The organism is Niveispirillum sp. GW835-FHT14G11 (genome assembly GCF_058793615.1).
Map to the genome: position 1 here is coordinate 318,427 of NZ_JBXAFZ010000007.1, position 17,125 is coordinate 335,551.

12 protein-coding genes are annotated in these 17,125 nt (G+C 66.6%); all 12 read left to right on the forward strand.

Features of this window, described 5'->3' with window-relative positions:
• Positions 1 to 76: 76 nt before the first annotated feature.
• Positions 77 to 1,402: an acyl-CoA dehydrogenase family protein gene (locus AC1Q7F_RS15335; RefSeq protein WP_492508312.1), complete on the forward strand. Its 1,326-nt coding sequence runs from the start codon at positions 77 to 79 to the stop codon at positions 1,400 to 1,402.
• A 149-nt stretch (positions 1,403 to 1,551) separates the two neighbouring features.
• On the forward strand, positions 1,552 to 2,775 hold the full coding sequence (locus AC1Q7F_RS15340; protein WP_492508314.1) for a thiolase family protein: 1,224 nt from the start codon (positions 1,552 to 1,554) through the stop codon (positions 2,773 to 2,775).
• Positions 2,772 to 4,394 carry an AMP-binding protein gene (locus tag AC1Q7F_RS15345; RefSeq protein WP_492508316.1) on the forward strand — a complete coding sequence of 541 codons (1,623 nt, stop codon included), beginning with the start codon at positions 2,772 to 2,774 and terminating at the stop codon, positions 4,392 to 4,394. Before AC1Q7F_RS15340 ends, AC1Q7F_RS15345 begins: the two co-directional genes overlap by 4 nt.
• Complete coding sequence (locus AC1Q7F_RS15350; protein ID WP_492508318.1) at positions 4,391 to 5,500, forward strand: saccharopine dehydrogenase family protein; 1,110 nt, start codon at positions 4,391 to 4,393, stop codon at positions 5,498 to 5,500. The genes AC1Q7F_RS15345 and AC1Q7F_RS15350 overlap by 4 nt, the downstream gene beginning before the upstream one ends.
• A 116-nt stretch (positions 5,501 to 5,616) precedes the next feature.
• Positions 5,617 to 8,181, forward strand: coding sequence for a TonB-dependent receptor (locus tag AC1Q7F_RS15355; RefSeq protein WP_492508320.1), 2,565 nt, complete (start codon positions 5,617 to 5,619; stop codon positions 8,179 to 8,181).
• A 13-nt stretch (positions 8,182 to 8,194) separates the two neighbouring features.
• A complete protein-coding gene (locus tag AC1Q7F_RS15360; RefSeq protein ID WP_492508322.1) occupies positions 8,195 to 8,968 on the forward strand; it encodes a glucose 1-dehydrogenase in 774 nt (257 codons plus the stop codon).
• Positions 8,969 to 9,004: 36 nt separating this feature from the next.
• On the forward strand, positions 9,005 to 9,478 hold the full coding sequence (locus AC1Q7F_RS15365; RefSeq protein ID WP_492508324.1) for a DUF3237 domain-containing protein: 474 nt from the start codon (positions 9,005 to 9,007) through the stop codon (positions 9,476 to 9,478).
• Between the two features lie 17 nt (positions 9,479 to 9,495).
• Positions 9,496 to 10,269, forward strand: coding sequence for a DUF1295 domain-containing protein (locus AC1Q7F_RS15370; RefSeq protein ID WP_492508326.1), 774 nt, complete (start codon positions 9,496 to 9,498; stop codon positions 10,267 to 10,269).
• Positions 10,270 to 10,301: 32 nt separating this feature from the next.
• Positions 10,302 to 11,288, forward strand: coding sequence for an acrylyl-CoA reductase (NADPH) (acuI, locus tag AC1Q7F_RS15375; RefSeq protein ID WP_492508327.1), 987 nt, complete (start codon positions 10,302 to 10,304; stop codon positions 11,286 to 11,288).
• Between the two features lie 224 nt (positions 11,289 to 11,512).
• Entirely contained in the window at positions 11,513 to 14,218 is a 2,706-nt protein-coding gene (locus AC1Q7F_RS15380; protein ID WP_492508329.1) for a winged helix-turn-helix domain-containing protein, read from the forward strand.
• A 127-nt stretch (positions 14,219 to 14,345) separates the two neighbouring features.
• Positions 14,346 to 15,905: a hydantoinase/oxoprolinase N-terminal domain-containing protein gene (locus tag AC1Q7F_RS15385; protein ID WP_492508332.1), complete on the forward strand. Its 1,560-nt coding sequence runs from the start codon at positions 14,346 to 14,348 to the stop codon at positions 15,903 to 15,905.
• Positions 15,906 to 15,917: 12 nt separating this feature from the next.
• The gene (locus AC1Q7F_RS15390) at positions 15,918 to 17,018 is read left to right on the forward strand and encodes an S-methyl thiohydantoin desulfurase family protein (protein WP_492508334.1); all 1,101 of its coding nucleotides are present in this window, start codon (positions 15,918 to 15,920) and stop codon (positions 17,016 to 17,018) included.
• Positions 17,019 to 17,125 lie beyond the last annotated feature (107 nt).

Below are 17,125 nucleotides of genomic sequence, written 5' to 3' on the forward strand. Positions count from 1 at the left end.
TTGCCGTGTTTGGGCACAAACTCCGATCCGCCAATGACACCGCTCCCGGCAAGAGGAGCGAGGCAGGGAGGAAAAGATGGATCAGCGCCTGACGCTGCCCGACGTGCATGGTGCGACGTCCGGCCCGCGCCCCTTTGCGAAATGGGACAGCCCGCCCTCGGTGAAGCTGGGGCCATTGGGGGCGGAAGCGCCCCTGCCGGCCACCGTCGACGCCCTGCGCGACAGTCTGCACGGCCTGGCCGACAAGGTGATGCGTCCCATCGGCCGCCATCTGGACCGGCTGACAGCCGAACAGGTGGTGGACAAGGGCTCCCGCTATTGGGAATTCCGGCGTGAATACGCCAAACTGGGCATCGATGTCGCCGGCCTGGCCGATTTCCCGGCAGATGAATTGCCCGCCCTGTTCACCGTGCTGTTCGAGGAGCTGGGCTGGGGCGATGCCGGTCTGGCCATTTCCATCGGGGCCGGCATGCTGCCGCACTATATGGCGGCCAAGTTCGGCAATGATTTCGTGGCCAGGACCTATCCGGAAACGCTGACCGGATGCTGGGGCATCACCGAGCCCGACCACGGATCGGACATGCTGGACAGCAATGGCGCCATCGCCCATGCGCGGGGCGTCTATGGACGGCCCAACTGCGTGGCCCGCATCGGCGACGGCAAGGTCACCATCCGGGGCCAGAAATCGGCCTGGGTCTCCAACGGCCCCATTGCCGACCTGTGCATCCTGTACTGCGCTGCCGAAACCGGGGATGGCATTGTCGACCCCCAGCGCGGGGCCGTCATCATCGTGCCGCTGGACCTGCCGGGCGTAACCAGGGGCAAGCCGCTGGAGAAGATGGGCCAGCGCGCCCTGCCGCAGGGCGAACTGTTCTTTGACGGGGTGGAACTGGATATCGACCACCTGCTGCTGGCGCCGGAGGATTACAAGAAGGGCGTCTATGCCATCCATACGGAAGCCAACGCTCTGATGGGGGCGACCTTCACCGGTTGCGCGCGGGCCGCCTATGAACTGGCGTTCCAATATGCGCATGAGCGTAAACAGGGCGGCGTGCCGATCATCCGGCATCAGGACGTGGCCAAGCGCCTGTTCCATATGGCTCGCAAGGTGGAGCTGTCGCGGGCCATCACCCGCCGCGTCACCAGCTTCAACATGGTCAACGACATGCCCGCCCTGCAGGCCGCCATGTTCGCCAAGGTGACATCCACCCAGCATGCGCTGGAGGTTGCCAGCGACGCGGTACAAATGTTCGGCGGCAATGGTGTCACCCTGGAATATCCGGTGGAGAAGATTTTCCGCGATGCCCGCTCCTCGCTGATCGAGGATGGCTGCAACGAAATCCTGGCCATCAAGGGCGGCACACTGATGGTCGATCCCGATCTGCTGCCGGCCACGGTGTGAGAATTGTTCGTAGCACGGATTAGCAAGGCGTAATCCCGCGGAAAACCCGTTCGACGTTTGCCCGCGGATCACGGCGTTGCCAGTCCGCACTGCGGCCTGCTGTCCCAATTTTCCAAAAGACCAACGGACCTTCAAGAAGGATTCCGCCCATGAAGCAGCACGCCCTTATTGCCGGCGTGGGCATGACCCCGTTCGGCCGGCATCTGAACCGGACCTTGCCCGATCTGGCCCATGAGGCCATCCGCGAAGCCGTGGCAGAGGCCGGCATCGACATCGCCCGCATCCAGGCCGCCTGGGTCGGCACGGCCGGGGCCGCCATCGTCACCGGCCAGGCGCTGGTCGCCGGACAGGTGGCTCTGCGCCAGATCGGCCTGGGCGGGATACCGGTGGTCAATGTCGAAAATGCCTGCGCCACGGCATCCACCGCCTTTCATCAGGCGGCCAGCATGGTGACGCTGGGCGCCTATGACATCGTCCTGGCCGTGGGCATGGAGAAGCTGTACCACGCCGACAAGGAGCGGGCGATGCGCGTCTATATGGGCGCCACCGACATCGACCATCCCGAGCGGCTGGACGCTTATCTGACGGGTGACCTGTCGGCAACGGAACGCGACGCGGCACCCAAGGACCGGCGGTCGGTGTTCATGGATATCTATGCCCGCATGGCGCGCGACTATATGGCCGCCAGCGGTGCCACCCAGGCCGATTTCGCCGCCGTGTCGGCCAAGAATTCCCGCCATGGCGCCCTCAACCCCAATGCGCAGTTCCGCGAGGTGCTGACGGTGGAACAGGTGCTGGCGGCCCGGCCCATCGCCTTTCCGCTGACCCTGCCCATGTGTTCGCCCATCGGCGACGGGGCAGCGGCGGCGGTGATCGTGTCACCAAAGGCAGCCGCCGAACTGGGCCTGTCGACGCCGGTTCATATCCGCAGTTGCGTGCTGAACAGCGGCTTCGACCCCGAGCCCGGCCGGGCCGGGGTGACGGCGCAAACGGCGGGCAATGCCTTCGCCCTGGCAGGCATCACGCCCGACGATATCGACTGTATCGAGTTGCACGACGCCACCTCGCCTGCCGAGTTGATCTACTACGAGGCGCTGGGCCTGTGCCCACCCGGCGGCGGGCCCGACCTGTTGCGCAGCGGGGCGACGGAACTGGGCGGGCGTATCGTGGTCAATCCGTCGGGCGGGCTGGTGCGCAAGGGCCACCCCATCGGGGCCACCGGCCTGGCGCAAATCCACGAACTGACCCGGCAATTGCAGGGAAGGGCGGGCGCACGGCAGGTGGAGGGGGCGAAGGTCGCCGTGGCGGAGAATGGCGGCGGCTGGATCGGCACGGATGCGGCCGCCATCGTCATGACGGTGCTGTCCCGATGAGCGCGCTTCGATCCCCCTTGCAGATGGTGCTGGACGGCGTGGCCTCATTTCCGGACCGCGATGTCCTGACCTTCGTCGACGTCCGGCCCGACGGGACCCTGGCCGAGGAGGTTCGGACCTATGCGGGCCTGCTGGACCATGGAAAGCGAATGGCCGGGGCCCTGCGTGCCGCCGGGATGCAGGAAGGCGACGCTTTCGCCCTGGTCATGCGCAACCATCCGGAATTCGTCGATGCCATGGTCGCATCGGAAATCGCCGGCACGGTCTTCGTGCCCATCGATCCGCGCACCCGCGGCGACAAGCTGGCCTTCATGCTGCGCTTCGCCGATTGCCGGGGGGCCATCGTCACGGCCGATGTTCTGCCGGAACTGGTGCCGTTGCTGCCCAATCTGCGGCATCTGCACTGGGTCTGGGTGCTGGACGGTGTGCAGGCGGCCGGCATCGAGAGGCCGCTGGCGGCGGTATTGGCCGCCGCCGCCCCCTGGACCGATCCGCAGCCCCGGCCGCTGACCGATCCCATGCAGATGCTCTATACCTCCGGCACGACGGGCGACCCCAAGGCCATATTGGCACCCTATGCGCGGTTCGCCGGGGTGGCGTCGCTGGGGCCGGTCATCGGCTTGCAGCCCGGCGACCGGCCTTATACCGGCTTGTCGCTGACCCATGCCAATGCGCAATTGATCACCTTGGGCAATGCCCTGTCGATGGGGTTGCGGCTGGTGATCAGTCGGCAATTCACCAAGTCGCGGCTGTGGCCCATCCTGCACCGCTATGGCTGCACCATGTTCAACCTGTTGGGCGGCATGGCCACGGCGATCTTCGCCGAGCCGCCGGCCGCCCATGATCGCGGCCACAAGGTGCGCTATGTGCTGAGTGCGGGCATGCCCGCCGCCATGTGGCGGGAGTTCGAGGCGCGGTTCGCCCTGCGGGTGTTCGAATTCTATGGCGCTGCCGAAGGCGGGCTGACCCTGAACCCGCCGGATACCGGCCCTGTCGGTTCCATCGGCAAACCGCCGCCGGGTACCGTCTGCGCCATCCTGGATGAGGACGGGGGGGAGGTGCCGGCCGGCGAGCAGGGGGAAATCTGCTTTCGCAACGAGGATGGCAGCGTCGCCCCCGTCGCCTATTTCTGCAATCCCGCCGCCAGCGCCGCCAAGACACGCGGCGGCTGGTTCCGCACCGGTGATGTCGGGTTCAGGGATGGCGATGGCTGGGTCTATTTCTGCTACCGCGCCGGGGACAGCATCCGCCGCAATGGCGACTTCATCAATGCCGTGGAGATCGAGGCGGCGGTGGCCCGCCGGGCCGATGTGGCTGACGTCCATGTCTATGGCGTCGCCACCGACGGCAATGCGCCGGGGGAGAAGGAGGTGGTGGTGGCCCTGGTGCCACAGCCGGGTGTCGATATCGACCCCATCGGCATCTTCAGCCATTGCGCCACGGCCTTGGGATCGACCAGCATACCCAGCTATGTTCAGGTGGTTGGGGAAATACCGAAGACGGCATCGGAAAAGCCGCAGGCCCGTCATTTGATCGCCCTGCTGGGCGGCGAGGACGCGGTGGTTTTCGACAAGAACGGGCCCTGCACAGTGGCCGTGACCGGGAGGAATTCGAAATGAGCGCACCTGTCGTCGTCTATGGGGCCAGCGGCTATACCGGCAAGCTGATCATGTGGCATCTGGCCGAGGCCCGCATCCCCTTCATCGCCGCCGGTCGCAGCCTGGAAAGACTGCGCGAGCAGGTGGCGCTGGTGCCCGAGCTGGCCGGCGCCCAGTACGAGATCCGCGCCGTCAACCATGACGAGGCGGCCCTGACCGACCTGTTCCGGGGTGCGCGCATCGTCTACAACGTGACCGGCCCGTTCATGCAGCTGGGAGAGCCGGTGGTCCGCGCGGCGCTGGCCGCCGGTTGCCATTACCTGGACACCACCGGCGAGGCGGACTGGATGACCTTCATCCGCGACACCTATGGAGAGGCGTTCGCAGCCAGGGGCCTGCTGCTCTGCCCCGCCGCGTCCTACATGTGGGCCGCTGGCAACATCGCGGCGGAGATCGCCCTGGAAACGCCGGGCGTGGATAGCCTGGACATCCTGTATCTGGCGGACAGCAACACGTCGGTGGCGTCCACCAAATCCTTCCTGCGCATGTGTACCAAGCCGCAATATTATCTGGAACATGGCGAGAGGGTGATGTGGCCCTATGCCACCGCCTATGATGTGCGTGGGCCGGATCAGCATCGGCTGTTCAAGGCCCTGCCCTGGTCGGGCGGTGGCGAGCCGGTCTGGTACGAACAGGACCCGCGCGTGACCAATTGCCTGACGCTGGTCGCCTTCAAGAACCAGGCGATGTTCGGGGCCGTGCTGTCGGTGTTGCAGGAATTCGAGGAGAAGCACCGGCACCTGAGCCTGAAGGAGCAGGAGCGCCTGACGAATGAGATCGGCGGGGCCTTGACCAGTGTGGAACCGGGGCGTGAGGACCCGGACCGCAACCGCTCGGTCATTTCCTGCATCGGTCGCGGCAACATGGCGGGCGTCAGCGTCATTCTGCGGGGCAATTCACCCTATATGCAGACAGGCGCGCTGGCGGCCGAAGCCTGCCGCCGCATCCTGGATGGACGCCTGCTGGCCGCGGGCTTCCAGTCCCCGGCAAAGGCCATCGGCGCCCGCGCCATCCTGAATTGCTGGGCCGAACGCGGCTACCACGCCTGGGAAGCACGGCCGACGTAACGCCCGCCACTGCCGCCTGCGGAACTGAACCAAACCGGACGCCCCACCGCGACCAGGCTGTCGCAGTGAACGGAGAAGCGTGTCCCGGTCAAACAATCATACGGGAGGTTTCAACCATGAAGGCATCTTTGCTGTCCAGTTCGGGCACGGCGCTGCTGCTGGCCCTGCTGGTCACTGGCGCCGCCACGGCCCAGGAAATGCTGACGCTGGAGGAGATTGTGGTGACGGCGCAGAAACGCGCCCAGAATTTGCAGGAGGTGCCGGTGGCCGTGTCGGCCGTCGGCTCCGAAACGCTTGAAAGCCGGGGCATCACGGAAACGTCCGACCTGATGGGCGCCATGCCCAGCCTGCAGGTGACGACGCCCTATGGCAAGACGCAGCCCAACTTTTCCCTGCGTGGCATTTCCGTGGCCAATGAATTCTCCGCCTCCACGGCGTCACCGGTCGGCGTCTATGTCGATGAGGTGTACCAGAGCTTCCGCGCCAGCCATGGCCAGCAGCTCTATGACCTGGATCGGGTGGAGGTGCTGCGCGGGCCGCAGGGCACGCTCTATGGTCGCAACACCACGGGTGGTGCCGTCAGCTTCTTCACCAAGCGTCCGTCGCTGACGGGCAGCGAGGGCAACCTGACCCTGGGCTACAGCAATTTCGACACCAAGACGGCGGACGGTGCGGTCGAAGCGACGCTGGTGCCTGACCAACTGGGCATCCGGCTGGCCGGCACCATCGCCAAGGGCGACGGTTTCCTGTTCAATCCGGTGCAGGACCGGGATGTCGGTACCACCAATTCCGCCGCCGGCCGCGCCACCCTGCGCTGGCAGCCGTCGGAGGATCTGGACATCACCTTCAAGGCCTTTGCCGCCCGCGACAATCCGGTGGCCGCAACCCCCTATGCCCAGGGGCAGCTGGGCGGCGGACAGGACGCGCTGGGCTATTCAAGGTTCGATCCGCAGCCTTTGCTGGGCGGGCGGCGGCTGGGCGAGGATGAGGTGGCGGCCGATACCGGCGGCAATTACTTCACCTCCTCACGCGGGGCCTCGCTGACGGTGAAGTACGACCTGTCGGACGCGCTGTCGCTGACCTCCATCACCGGCTATGACACGGGCAAGTACCGCAACGCCCCGTTCGATTGCGACGGGTCGCCCAATGACCTCTGCTCCATCCGCTATTATTCTTCCAGCAAGAACGTCAATCAGGATCTCCGCTTCGCCTACGAGGGCGATGGTCTGAACGTCATCGGCGGCGCCTATTACGGGCAGGACAAGGTCTATACCCATAACCAGCCGGACTTTTTCGGCGTGCTGCGGCCGCTGCTGCTGGGGGCGGGGCTACCGGGCTCCTACGGCAACCCGGCCATCGCCACGCCGGACAGCATCGGCATCGTGCCGGCCTTCGCCGTCAACCCCTCGCTGGCGCCCACCGATCCCGGCTTCTGCGCCCCGGTGGTGGTGAACCCGACCGGGTTCCTGGACGCCCGCTCCCTGATCGCCCTGCTGGGCGATATCGCCGCCAACAACAGCGGCGGCGGCGGGTTCGGCGGGGCGCTGTCGGCGGCCTGTCGCTCGGCGGGCGCACCGCCCTTCGGCCCCATCCTGGGTGACCAGTATTTCACCGTCAAACGCCCGTCCAAGGCCATCTATGGCGACGCCAGCCTGGACGTCACCGACCAGCTGACCTTGGCCATCGGCCTGCGCTATACCTGGGACAAGGTGAAATACCTGAACGGCCGCACCACCATCCGCGACCTGTCGGGCAATGGCGTGATCGCCAGCACCATCCCCTATAGCTACCCCTACAACGCGGCTTTGCCGGCCGTGAACCAGGTGGAAGGGGCCAACCGGCTGACCGGCCGCGCCAATGCCAGCTATGATTTCACCGACGATGTGATGGGCTATGTCAATTACAGCCGCGGCTACCGTTCCGGCAGCTTCAACGGTCTGGCGTACCAGGGCACCAATCAGGTCTATTACATTCATCCGGAGAAGGTGGACGCCTATGAAACCGGATTGAAGACCCGCCTGTTCGCCGGCCGTGCCCAGGCCAACCTGTCGGCCTTCTATTACGACTACGCCAACCATCAGGTGACGCAGATCATCGGCGCCACCGCCTTCACCCGCAGCGCCAATGGCCGCCTGTTCGGGGCGGAGGCCGAGGTGACGGTGCAGGCGGCAGACGATCTTCGCCTGGACGCCACGCTGGGCCTGCTGAACACCAAATATAAGGGCAACCGCATCGACGCGGCGAACCCGGCCAGTCCCACCATCAATGTCAATGGCAACCCGTTTCCCAATGCACCGGAGATCACCTTTTCCGGCGGGTTTGACTGGGATATCGCCAGTTTCGGGCCGGGTGATCTGAAACTGCGCGGCGACACCTCCTACATGGGCAAATATTATTTCGATCCGTTCAAGGATTACGGCCAGAGCCCCTGCGACAAGCCTGCGCCCGGCTTCAACACGCTTCAGGCCGGCCCCGCCATCGCCTGCGGCAATCCGGGATATTGGCTGTTCAACGCCCGGCTGACCTATGACACGCCCGACTGGTCGGTAGCCCTGTGGGGCAAGAACCTGACGGACAAGTACTATTACAATTACGGGCTGAACATCAGCGTCTTCGGCCTGGACTATCTGAACCGGGGCATGCCCCGCACCTATGGCGTGGAATTCACGGCGCGGTTCTGAAGGAGGTCAGGTCATGAACAGGTTTCAGGACAAGGTGGTGCTGGTGACGGGGGCCGCCAACGGCATCGGGCTGGCCGCCGTCGCCGAGTTCGCCCGCGAAGGGGCGCGTGTCATCGCCAGCGACCGGGACGCGATGGCGCTGGACCGCGCGCTCGCCCCCATCCGGGCCGGTGGCGGAACGGTGGAGGGTTGCTTGCAGGACGTGACGGACGAGGGGCAGTGGAACACCCTCATCCAGGATATCGTCAGCCGGCATGGCCATCTGGACGTGCTGGTCAATAATGCCGGCATCGGCATCATGGCTGATGCCGAACATTCCAGCCTGGATGTCTGGCGGCGGACCATGGCGGTCAACCTGGAAGGCGTGTTCCTGGGCACTCGCATCGGTATCCAGACCATGAAGCGGCGCGGCGGCGCCATCGTCAATGTCGCCTCCATCGCCGCCAATGTCGGCGAACCGCTGCTGGCCGCCTATAACGCGTCCAAGGGCGGGGTGGCGCAATTGACCAAGGCGGCGGCGCTGCATTGCGCAGCACAGAAATATCCGGTCCGCGTCAACTCCCTGCATCCGGGATACACGGTGACGCGCCTGGTCTCCGATGCCATCGCCAGTCTGGCGGAAGGGGAGGCGGCCAGCTTCTCCGCTGCCGTGCTGTCCAGGATCCCCATGGGCCGCATGGCGGAGCCCAGGGAAATTGCCCGTCCCCTGCTGTTCCTGGCCAGCGACGATGCCAGCTACATGACAGGTGCTGAACTGGTGGTGGATGGCGGCTATCTGGCGGCCTGATGTTCAACCGGCGAACAACAATGAAGGAGGAAGCCCATGACCCCGGAACTGCGCGGCACTTGGCTCTATGATGCCCATGTCGATCTGGGCACACCCTTGATGGTCGGCCCGACGCCGGAGGGGGTGCGGGCGATCTTTCCCGTCACCGGCGGTACCCTCGCCGGACCACGCCTGAAAGGGCGCTTCCTGCCACAGGGGGGAGGGGACTGGGCGCGCATCCGTCCCGACGGATCGGTGGCCCTGGATGTCCGCGCACTGGTGGAAACCGATGACGGCGCCCTGATCCACCTGACCTATGGCGGCCGCATCATCATTCCGCCCGACTTACAGGGCCGGGTGCTGGATATCGGCAATCCCGAACCGGTGGACCCGTCGCTCTATTATTTTCGGGTGCTGCCCTTGTTCGAAACGGCCAGCCCCGCCTACGCCTGGCTGAATGGCATCTGCGCCGTGGGTATCGGCCGGGTGGTCACGGGCGGCGTCGCCTATCGCGTCTACGCCATCGATTGAGGGGGGAAAAGACAGCCATGGTCGATACCATCATGCCCGCCGCCGCACCCGTGCGCGCGCCGATCCCCGCCTGGGCCCGGTTGATGCTGTGGATACACAAGCATCTGATCTTCGAGGCGGCGGGCCGGCCGCGTGTCAAGATCGCCCACGCGGTGAATCTGCACAAGATATTCACCGTTTTCATCATCTACGCGATGATGGACCATTACGACAATTTCAGCACCGGCGCCTGGATCTATCTCTCCCTGCACGGCGTCTACGGCTATTGCTGGCTGATCAAGGATCTGGGCTTCCGCGACCATCAGCTTGACCGTGATACGGCCTGGTGGGGGGCGCTCAACATGTATCTGGCGCTGGTCGCCTGGTACTGGCTGATCCCGTGGCTGTTCATCGCCCGGCATGTGGAGCCGTCGGGACCGGTGCTGGCCGCCGCCGTGGCCCTGCACACGCTGGGCGTGGTCACCATGATCGCCGCCGACGGGCAACGGCATTTCACGCTGAAGCACAAGGCGGGCCTGTTCACGGTCGGGCTCTACGCTTATACGCGCAACCCCAATTATCTGGGCGAGATCATGCTCTATTCAGCCTTCGCCCTGCTGGCCGACCATTGGCTGGCCTGGGCCATCGTCGGCTGGGCCACGCTGTCGACCTTCCTGCCCCGCATGTATCAGAAGGACCATGCCATCTCGCGCCATCCCGGCTGGGCCGATTACAAGGCGCGAACCGGCCTGCTGATCCCGTGGGGATTGCTGAACGGCCGGGCGCTGGTTGAGCGCCTGCGTCGTTCCTGACCCGAAACAAACTGTTCCAAGGAGCCGGACCCATGTCCGATTTTCAAGCCATCCTGATCGATCAGGATGAAGCCGGCCGCCAGCATGCGACCCTGACCCGCCTGACGCCGGCCGACCTGCCCGATGGCGAGGTTACGGTCGCCGTGGAATATTCCACCTTGAACTATAAGGATGGTCTGCTGCTGACCGGCGCCATCCCGCTGATCCAGCGCTTCCCGATGGTGCCCGGCATTGATCTGGCCGGCACCGTGGTCGATAGCCGGGACCCGCGCTGGGCGCCCGGCGACCGGGTTATCGCCAATGGCTGGGGCCTGGGGGAACGGCACTGGGGCGGCTATGCCGGCATGGCCAGGGTCAGCGGCGACTGGCTGATCCCCTGTCCGCCGGCCTTCACCAACCGCCAGGCCATGGCGATCGGCACGGCAGGCTATGCCGCGATGCTCTGTATCCTGGCGCTGGAGCGTCAGGGGGTGGCGCCGGGCGACGGCGACCTGCTGGTGACCGGGGCAGGCGGTGGCGTCGGTTCCATCGCCATCGCGGTTCTGTCCCGCCTGGGTCACCGCGTGGTTGCGTCCACCGGCCGACCTGACGAGGCAGACTATCTGCATCGCCTGGGGGCGGCGGAGATCATCGACCGTGCCGCCCTGTCGCAACCGGGCGCACCGATGCAGGCCGAACGCTGGGCCGCCGCCATCGACACCGCCGGCAGCCACACGTTGGCCAATATCTGCGCCAGTCTGCGCTATGGCGGGGTGGTGGCGGCCACCGGCATCGCCCAGGGCGTGGACCTGCCGGCCAGCATGCTGCCGCTGGTGTTGCGCAATGTCACCCTGTGCGGTGTCGACAGTGTCCATGCCCCCGGACCCTTGCGCCGCCGGGCCTGGGACCGGCTGGCCACGGACCTGTCCCCGGATATTCTGGAGGGATTATCGACGGAGATCGGCCTTGCCGACACCCTGGCGGCGGCCGGCGACATCCTGGGTGGACGTATCCGGGGCCGTGTCATTGTCAGAATTTAACCGAGCTTTCGTGTGATGTCCGCATGTATCCCCTGGGATTCGCGCCACAGACGACCGGTTTTAGGGCCAGCGGCACAAGCGATCCCGGCGGCCCAGCGCGGGGGTAACGCCGTCGTCCTACCCGCATCTTTGCCGCACCCTACCCTGGCAGGGGCATGGCGGGGGCGACGGGGCGTGGCATTGATGGTATCTGCGGATATCGACTGCCGGAACCGTCGAGGCCCATGGACCCGATCCACGATATCCAACTTGCCGCCAAGCTGACGCCGCCGCGCCAGATGGTGGCCCTGGTGGAAAGACCGGAGCTGGCGCCCGTGGCGGCCGGCTTGGTTAACCGCGCCTTGACCCTGGTCCGCACGCCCGCCGGTTACGGCAAGACCACGCTGCTGACCCAATGGTGGGCGGGACTGCCGGAGGCGGAGATCCATCGCTGCTGGGTCACGCTGGAACTGGAGGACCGGGAACCGCTTGCCTTCCTGTCCGGAATCACGGCCGCCCTGCGCCGCGGCGGTCTGGCGGTGGGGGAGGTGGCGTCGAACGCCCAGCGCACCATGCGCGACCTGTCCCCCAATTTCGTGCTGCGCCTGCTGTTGCGCGATATCGAGGCGGCGGATCGGCCCGTGCTGCTGATGCTGGATGATTACCATCTGGTGGAAAGCAGCGACAATGACGCGCTGATGGGCTTTTTGCTGCGCAACCGGCCGGACCATCTGCATCTGGTGGTGGCCATGCGGTCGCGGCCCGGCTTTCCCGTGTCGGCCCTGCGTCTGGCCGGCACCCTGGCGGAGGTGACGGAGGCGGCCCTGCGTTTCACCGCCGCCCAGGTGCAGCATTATTTCGCCGGCCGCCTGGGCCCCGATGACATCGCCCATCTGGTGGAACGCACCGAAGGCTGGCCCGTGGCGGTACAACTGGCGCGCCTGTGGCTGGACCAGCAGGGCGATGTGGCGCAATGGGTGCGCGCCTTCACCGGATCGCGCGACGAGATGGCTTCCTATATTGCCGAACAGGTGGTGGCGGGCCTGCCGGACCATCTGCGCTCCTTCCTGGCCACGACCGCCATCCTGGAGCGGGTGAATGGCGATCTGGCCGATGCGGTCTGCGGTACCACCGACGGCTGGTCGCGGCTGGAGGAGCTGGCGCGGCGCAATTCCCTGATCTTCCCGCTGGACCGGGAGGGGCTCTGGTTCCGGTATCACCAGTTGCTGAGGGAATTCCTGTCCGGCTGGCTGCGCCGGCACCGGGGCCGCGACCTGCCCGCCCTGCATGGCGCCGCGTCGCGCTGGTACGAGGGTAAGGGACAGTTGGTTGATGCCGTGCGCCATGCCGCCCTGGCCGAGGATATGGACCGGGTCGTGGCCCTGATCGGCGGCAATGATTGTCTGCTGGTGCTGCTGTCGCGCGGTGCGCATGTGGTGGATGCCATCCTGTCGCATGTGCCGCCGGCCGTGGCCGCGCGGGAGCCGCGTATCCAGGTGGCCCAGGCCCTGCGCGCCGCCAAGCGGGGGCAGTTGGCAGAAGCGCGCAGCCTGTCGGACGCCATTCGCGCCCATCATCAGGCGGCCGGCCCCGCCCGCCCCGACCCGGTGGAGGCCGACCTGCTGGTCATGGAGGGGCTCTTGTCCGCCTATCAGGACATTCCCCTGCTGCCGGCCCGGCTGGAGGTGCTGGAACAGGTGGGGGCGCGGCTGAACAGCAGCGATTACTACCAGGGCTTCGTGAACAACATCCTGTGCATCATGCATTACCGGCAGGGCGACGTGGCCTTCGCCGCCGCCACGGCGGCCACCGCCGACCGGCTGTTCGTGAAGGTCAATTCCATCTATGGCCGCATCTTCATCGCCATCCACCAGGGTTTCTTCCATATCGAGCGGCTGCGGCTGGAGGCGGCGGCCGAGGCTTTGGACCGGGCGCAGTCGCTGCTCAATGCCGATATCCCCGATGATCGCGGCCTGCATGCCATCATCCAGCTTTTCCGCGCCGCCCTTTACCATGAACGCGGCGAGCGGGAGCCGGGCGACGAGCTGATCCTGGAGGGGCTGCGCGGGGTGGAGGAGGGGGAGGGCTGGGTGGAGGTCTTCGCCATCGGCTACCGCACCGCGTCCGGCCTGGCCTTTGCGCGGGCGGGTCTGGCGGCGGCCCTGGCCATTCTGGACAGGGGCGACCATGTGGCCCGCGACCGCGCCTTGCCACGCCTGTCGGCCCTGCTGCTGGGCATGCGCATCGACCTGCTGCGCCGGGCCGGCAACCTGGCGGCGGCGCGCGCCCTGGTGACGGAGACGGGCTTTTCCGTAACCGGTGCTCATTGTGCCCAGCCGGCGCTGATCCAGCGGCTGGAAGCGGTGGAGGCCGGCCTGACACTGGCCGCCCTGGCCCTGGCGGAAGGCGAGGCGGAGGCGGCCCTGGCCATCCTCGCCCCACTGGAACAGCCGGCGCGGACCAGCGGGTTCGAGCGGGGGACGGCACGCATCCAGTTGCTGCGCAGTCTGGCGCTGGCGGCGCTGGGCCGGCTGGCCGACGCGGTGCCCGACCTGCGCCAGCTTCTGTCCATGACGCGGGAGGAGGGGGCGCGGCAATTGTTCGTGGACCAGGGCGCCCCCGTGGTCGGCTTGCTGCGTCAACTGGTGGCGCAGGTGGGAGCGGCTGGCCTGGCGCGCGCCAATCTGGACTGGATCGCGGATTTGCTGGTGGCGCTGGGCGAACATGATGGGACGGGCGAACGCAGCCTGCCAGCCCTGCTGCTGACCCCGCGCGAGCGGGAGATATTGCTGGCCCTGACCGGCGGCGGGTCCAACAAGGTGATCGCGCGCCGTCTGGACATGACCGACAATGCCGTGAAGTTCCATCTGAAGAACATCTTCCGCAAGCTGGGCGCCAATGACCGCAAGCTGGCCCTGGCTATTGCCGAGCGGCAGGGGTTGCTGGGGTAACTCCCTGCCTGGTTGCGCGCCCGCTACCCAACGCCGTTTCCCACCCTACCCCCGACCCCTGTCGCTGCCGCCGTTCCCCTTCGCCATGATCAGGCACAACACAGAGGCCGCGAAGGGAGTGTCCGCAATGCGCATTGGGGTGGATGTCGGGGGAACCAATACCGATGCCGTGATCATTCATGAAGGGCGGGTGATCGCGGCCCTGAAGACGCCGACGACGGATGATGTGGGCACGGGCGTGGTGCTGGCGATAAGGGGCGTGCTGGCCCAGGCCGACGTGCCGCCGGCCGCCATCACCCAGGTCACCATCGGCACCACCCATTTCACCAACGCCTTTATCGAGCGGCGACGGCTGATGGAAGTGGCGGTGCTGCGCCTGTCGCTGCCGTCCAACACTTCGGTCCGGCCCATGATCGACTGGCCGTCGGACCTCACATCCGTCATCGGCGACCATATCTACTGGGCCCATGGCGGGTACGAGTTCGACGGGCGGGAGATCGCGCCCTTCAGTCCGGCGGAGATCGAGGCGGCGGCCCGCGACATAATGCGCAAGGGGCTGCGCCATGTCGCCATTTCCTGCGCCTTCTCCCCCATCAATGACGCGATGGAACAGCGGGCAGCATCCATCCTGCGGGAGATGATCCCTGATGTGCATGTGACCCTGTCCTGCGAGGTGGGTCGCATGGGCATCATCGAGCGGGAGAATGCGGCCATCATGAACGCCGCCCTGTCCGCCATGTCGGTCACGGTGGTCGGCGCCTTCCGCTCGGCGCTGCAGAAACTCTCCATCGCGGCACCCTTCTATATCTCCCAGAATGACGGGACCATCATGGGGGCTGACCATGTGGAACGGTTCCCGGTGCTGACCTTCGCGTCGGGCCTGACCAACTCCATGCGGGGGGCGGCCTGGCTGTCGGGGCTGCAGGATGCCATCGTCGTCGATATTGGCGGCACCACCACCGATGTCGGCGTGCTGGCGCATGGCTATCCGCGTGAAACCTCCATGGCCATCGATGTCGGCGGGGTGCGGACCAATTTCCGCATGCCCGACCTCCATTCCATCGGCCTGGGCGGCGGCAGCCTGGTGGTGCAGCAGCCGGATGGTCGCGTGACCGTCGGCCCGCGCAGCGTCGGCTATGACCTGATCACCAAGGGGCTGGTCTTCGGCGGCGACGTGCTGACGGCCACCGATATTGCGGTGGCGGCGGGTCGCGGCGGCATCGGCGATGCGTCTGCCGTAGCCGGTTTGGACCGGGCCCTGGTCGCGGGCGCCGTCGACGCCATCCATGCCCTGGCGGAAGCCGCCATCGACCGCATGAAGACCAGCGCCACGGCCGTTCCCGTCATCCTGGTGGGAGGCGGCGGGGTGCTGATCTCCCGACCGCTGGCGGGCGTGTCGGACCTGCATATCCCAGAACATGCCGGCGTGGCCAACGCTATCGGCGCCGCCATGGCCCAGGTGGGGGGCGAGGCCGACCGTATCCATTTCTATGACCGCGTGGGCCGCGACGCCGCCCTGGCCAGCGCCAAGCAGGAGGCTATGGCCGCGGCAGAGGCGGCCGGTGCCGACCCCGCAACCGTGCGGGTGATGGAGGTGGAGGAAACCCCCGTCGCCTACATGCCCGGCAATGCCATGCGCGTGCGCGCCAAGGCCGTGGGCGACCTGGCCACCGTGACCGCCGCCTGAAGGGAACCGAAAATGCAGATCACCATCAACGACCTGGTCGATTTCACGCGCGGTGCCGCCTTCCTGGGCACGGGCGGGGGCGGCGATCCCTATGTCGGCCGCCTGTTGCTGAAGCAGGAGATGGAGAATGGCCGGACCATCACCATCATCCCGCCCGACCAGGTGGCCGATGACGCCCTGGTCATCCCCATCGCCGCCATCGGCGCCCCGTCCGTGATGCTGGAACGCGCGCCGAAGATCGAGGCGCTGGAAAAGGCGCTGTCGGCGCTGGAGGCCAAGCTGGGCCGCAAGGCCGATGCGCTGTCCTGCATCGAAAGCGGCGGCATCAATGCCACCCTGCCGCTGATCCTGGCGGCGCGCACGGGCCTGCCTGTGGTCGATGCCGACGGCATGGGAAGGGCCTTTCCCGAATTGCAGATGGTGACCTTCAACATCTACGGGCTGAAGGCATCCCCCTTCGTGATGACCAATGACCGGTGCGAGACCGTGACTTTCGAGGTGGAGAGCAACCATTTCGCCGAGCAGCTGGCCCGGTCCACGGTCATGGCCATGGCGGGTGCCGCACACCTGGCCATCTACCCCATGTCGGGCCGGCAGTTGAAGGAAGCGGGCGTGCCCGGCACCCTGTCGCTGGCGCTGGATATCGGTCGTGCCATCGCCCAGGCGCGGCGGGGCCGGGCCGACCCGGTACAGGGCCTGCTGGACTTTCTGTCTTGCATGAAGGAACCGCGCCATGCCGTGGTGCTGGCCGAGGGCAAGGTGGCCGACATCAAGCGGGAGACGCGCGACGGCTTCAATTTCGGCCGCGTGCTGGTGCAGCCCTTCGGCGATGCCGGGGCCACCCCGGCGGAGATCGTCTTCCGCAACGAATATCTGACCGTGAAGCGGGGCGATGCCTTTCTGGCCATGGTGCCGGACCTGGTCTGCGTGCTGGATGCAGAGACGGCGGAGCCCATCACCACCGAGACGCTGAAATATGGCGCGCGGGTGAAGGTGGTGGGGGTCAGCGTGCCACCGGTCATGCGCACCGACGCGGCATTGGCCATTTTCGGCCCGCGCGCCTTCGGCATCGACAGCGATTACCTGGCCATCGAGGGGCTGGTGCCGGGATGACCCACCCACCCGGCGCTACCCGATTTCGCGCCGGCCGCTACCCACCCCCCGCTTTGACGGTCGGGCGGTTGTTTCAGGAAGATGATAGTGGAACGCGGCAAGATCAA

What these genes read in the sequence shown, in the direction of transcription:
- AC1Q7F_RS15335 (WP_492508312.1), top strand. Translation starts at nt 77, where the DNA reads ATGGATCAGCGCCTGACGCTGCCCGACGTGCATGGTGCGACGTCCGGC.
- AC1Q7F_RS15340 (WP_492508314.1), top strand. Translation starts at nt 1,552, where the DNA reads ATGAAGCAGCACGCCCTTATTGCCGGCGTGGGCATGACCCCGTTCGGC.
- AC1Q7F_RS15345 (WP_492508316.1), top strand. Translation starts at nt 2,772, where the DNA reads ATGAGCGCGCTTCGATCCCCCTTGCAGATGGTGCTGGACGGCGTGGCC.
- AC1Q7F_RS15350 (WP_492508318.1), top strand. Translation starts at nt 4,391, where the DNA reads ATGAGCGCACCTGTCGTCGTCTATGGGGCCAGCGGCTATACCGGCAAG.
- AC1Q7F_RS15355 (WP_492508320.1), top strand. Translation starts at nt 5,617, where the DNA reads ATGAAGGCATCTTTGCTGTCCAGTTCGGGCACGGCGCTGCTGCTGGCC.
- AC1Q7F_RS15360 (WP_492508322.1), top strand. Translation starts at nt 8,195, where the DNA reads ATGAACAGGTTTCAGGACAAGGTGGTGCTGGTGACGGGGGCCGCCAAC.
- AC1Q7F_RS15365 (WP_492508324.1), top strand. Translation starts at nt 9,005, where the DNA reads ATGACCCCGGAACTGCGCGGCACTTGGCTCTATGATGCCCATGTCGAT.
- AC1Q7F_RS15370 (WP_492508326.1), top strand. Translation starts at nt 9,496, where the DNA reads ATGGTCGATACCATCATGCCCGCCGCCGCACCCGTGCGCGCGCCGATC.
- acuI (WP_492508327.1), top strand. Translation starts at nt 10,302, where the DNA reads ATGTCCGATTTTCAAGCCATCCTGATCGATCAGGATGAAGCCGGCCGC.
- AC1Q7F_RS15380 (WP_492508329.1), top strand. Translation starts at nt 11,513, where the DNA reads ATGGACCCGATCCACGATATCCAACTTGCCGCCAAGCTGACGCCGCCG.
- AC1Q7F_RS15385 (WP_492508332.1), top strand. Translation starts at nt 14,346, where the DNA reads ATGCGCATTGGGGTGGATGTCGGGGGAACCAATACCGATGCCGTGATC.
- AC1Q7F_RS15390 (WP_492508334.1), top strand. Translation starts at nt 15,918, where the DNA reads ATGCAGATCACCATCAACGACCTGGTCGATTTCACGCGCGGTGCCGCC.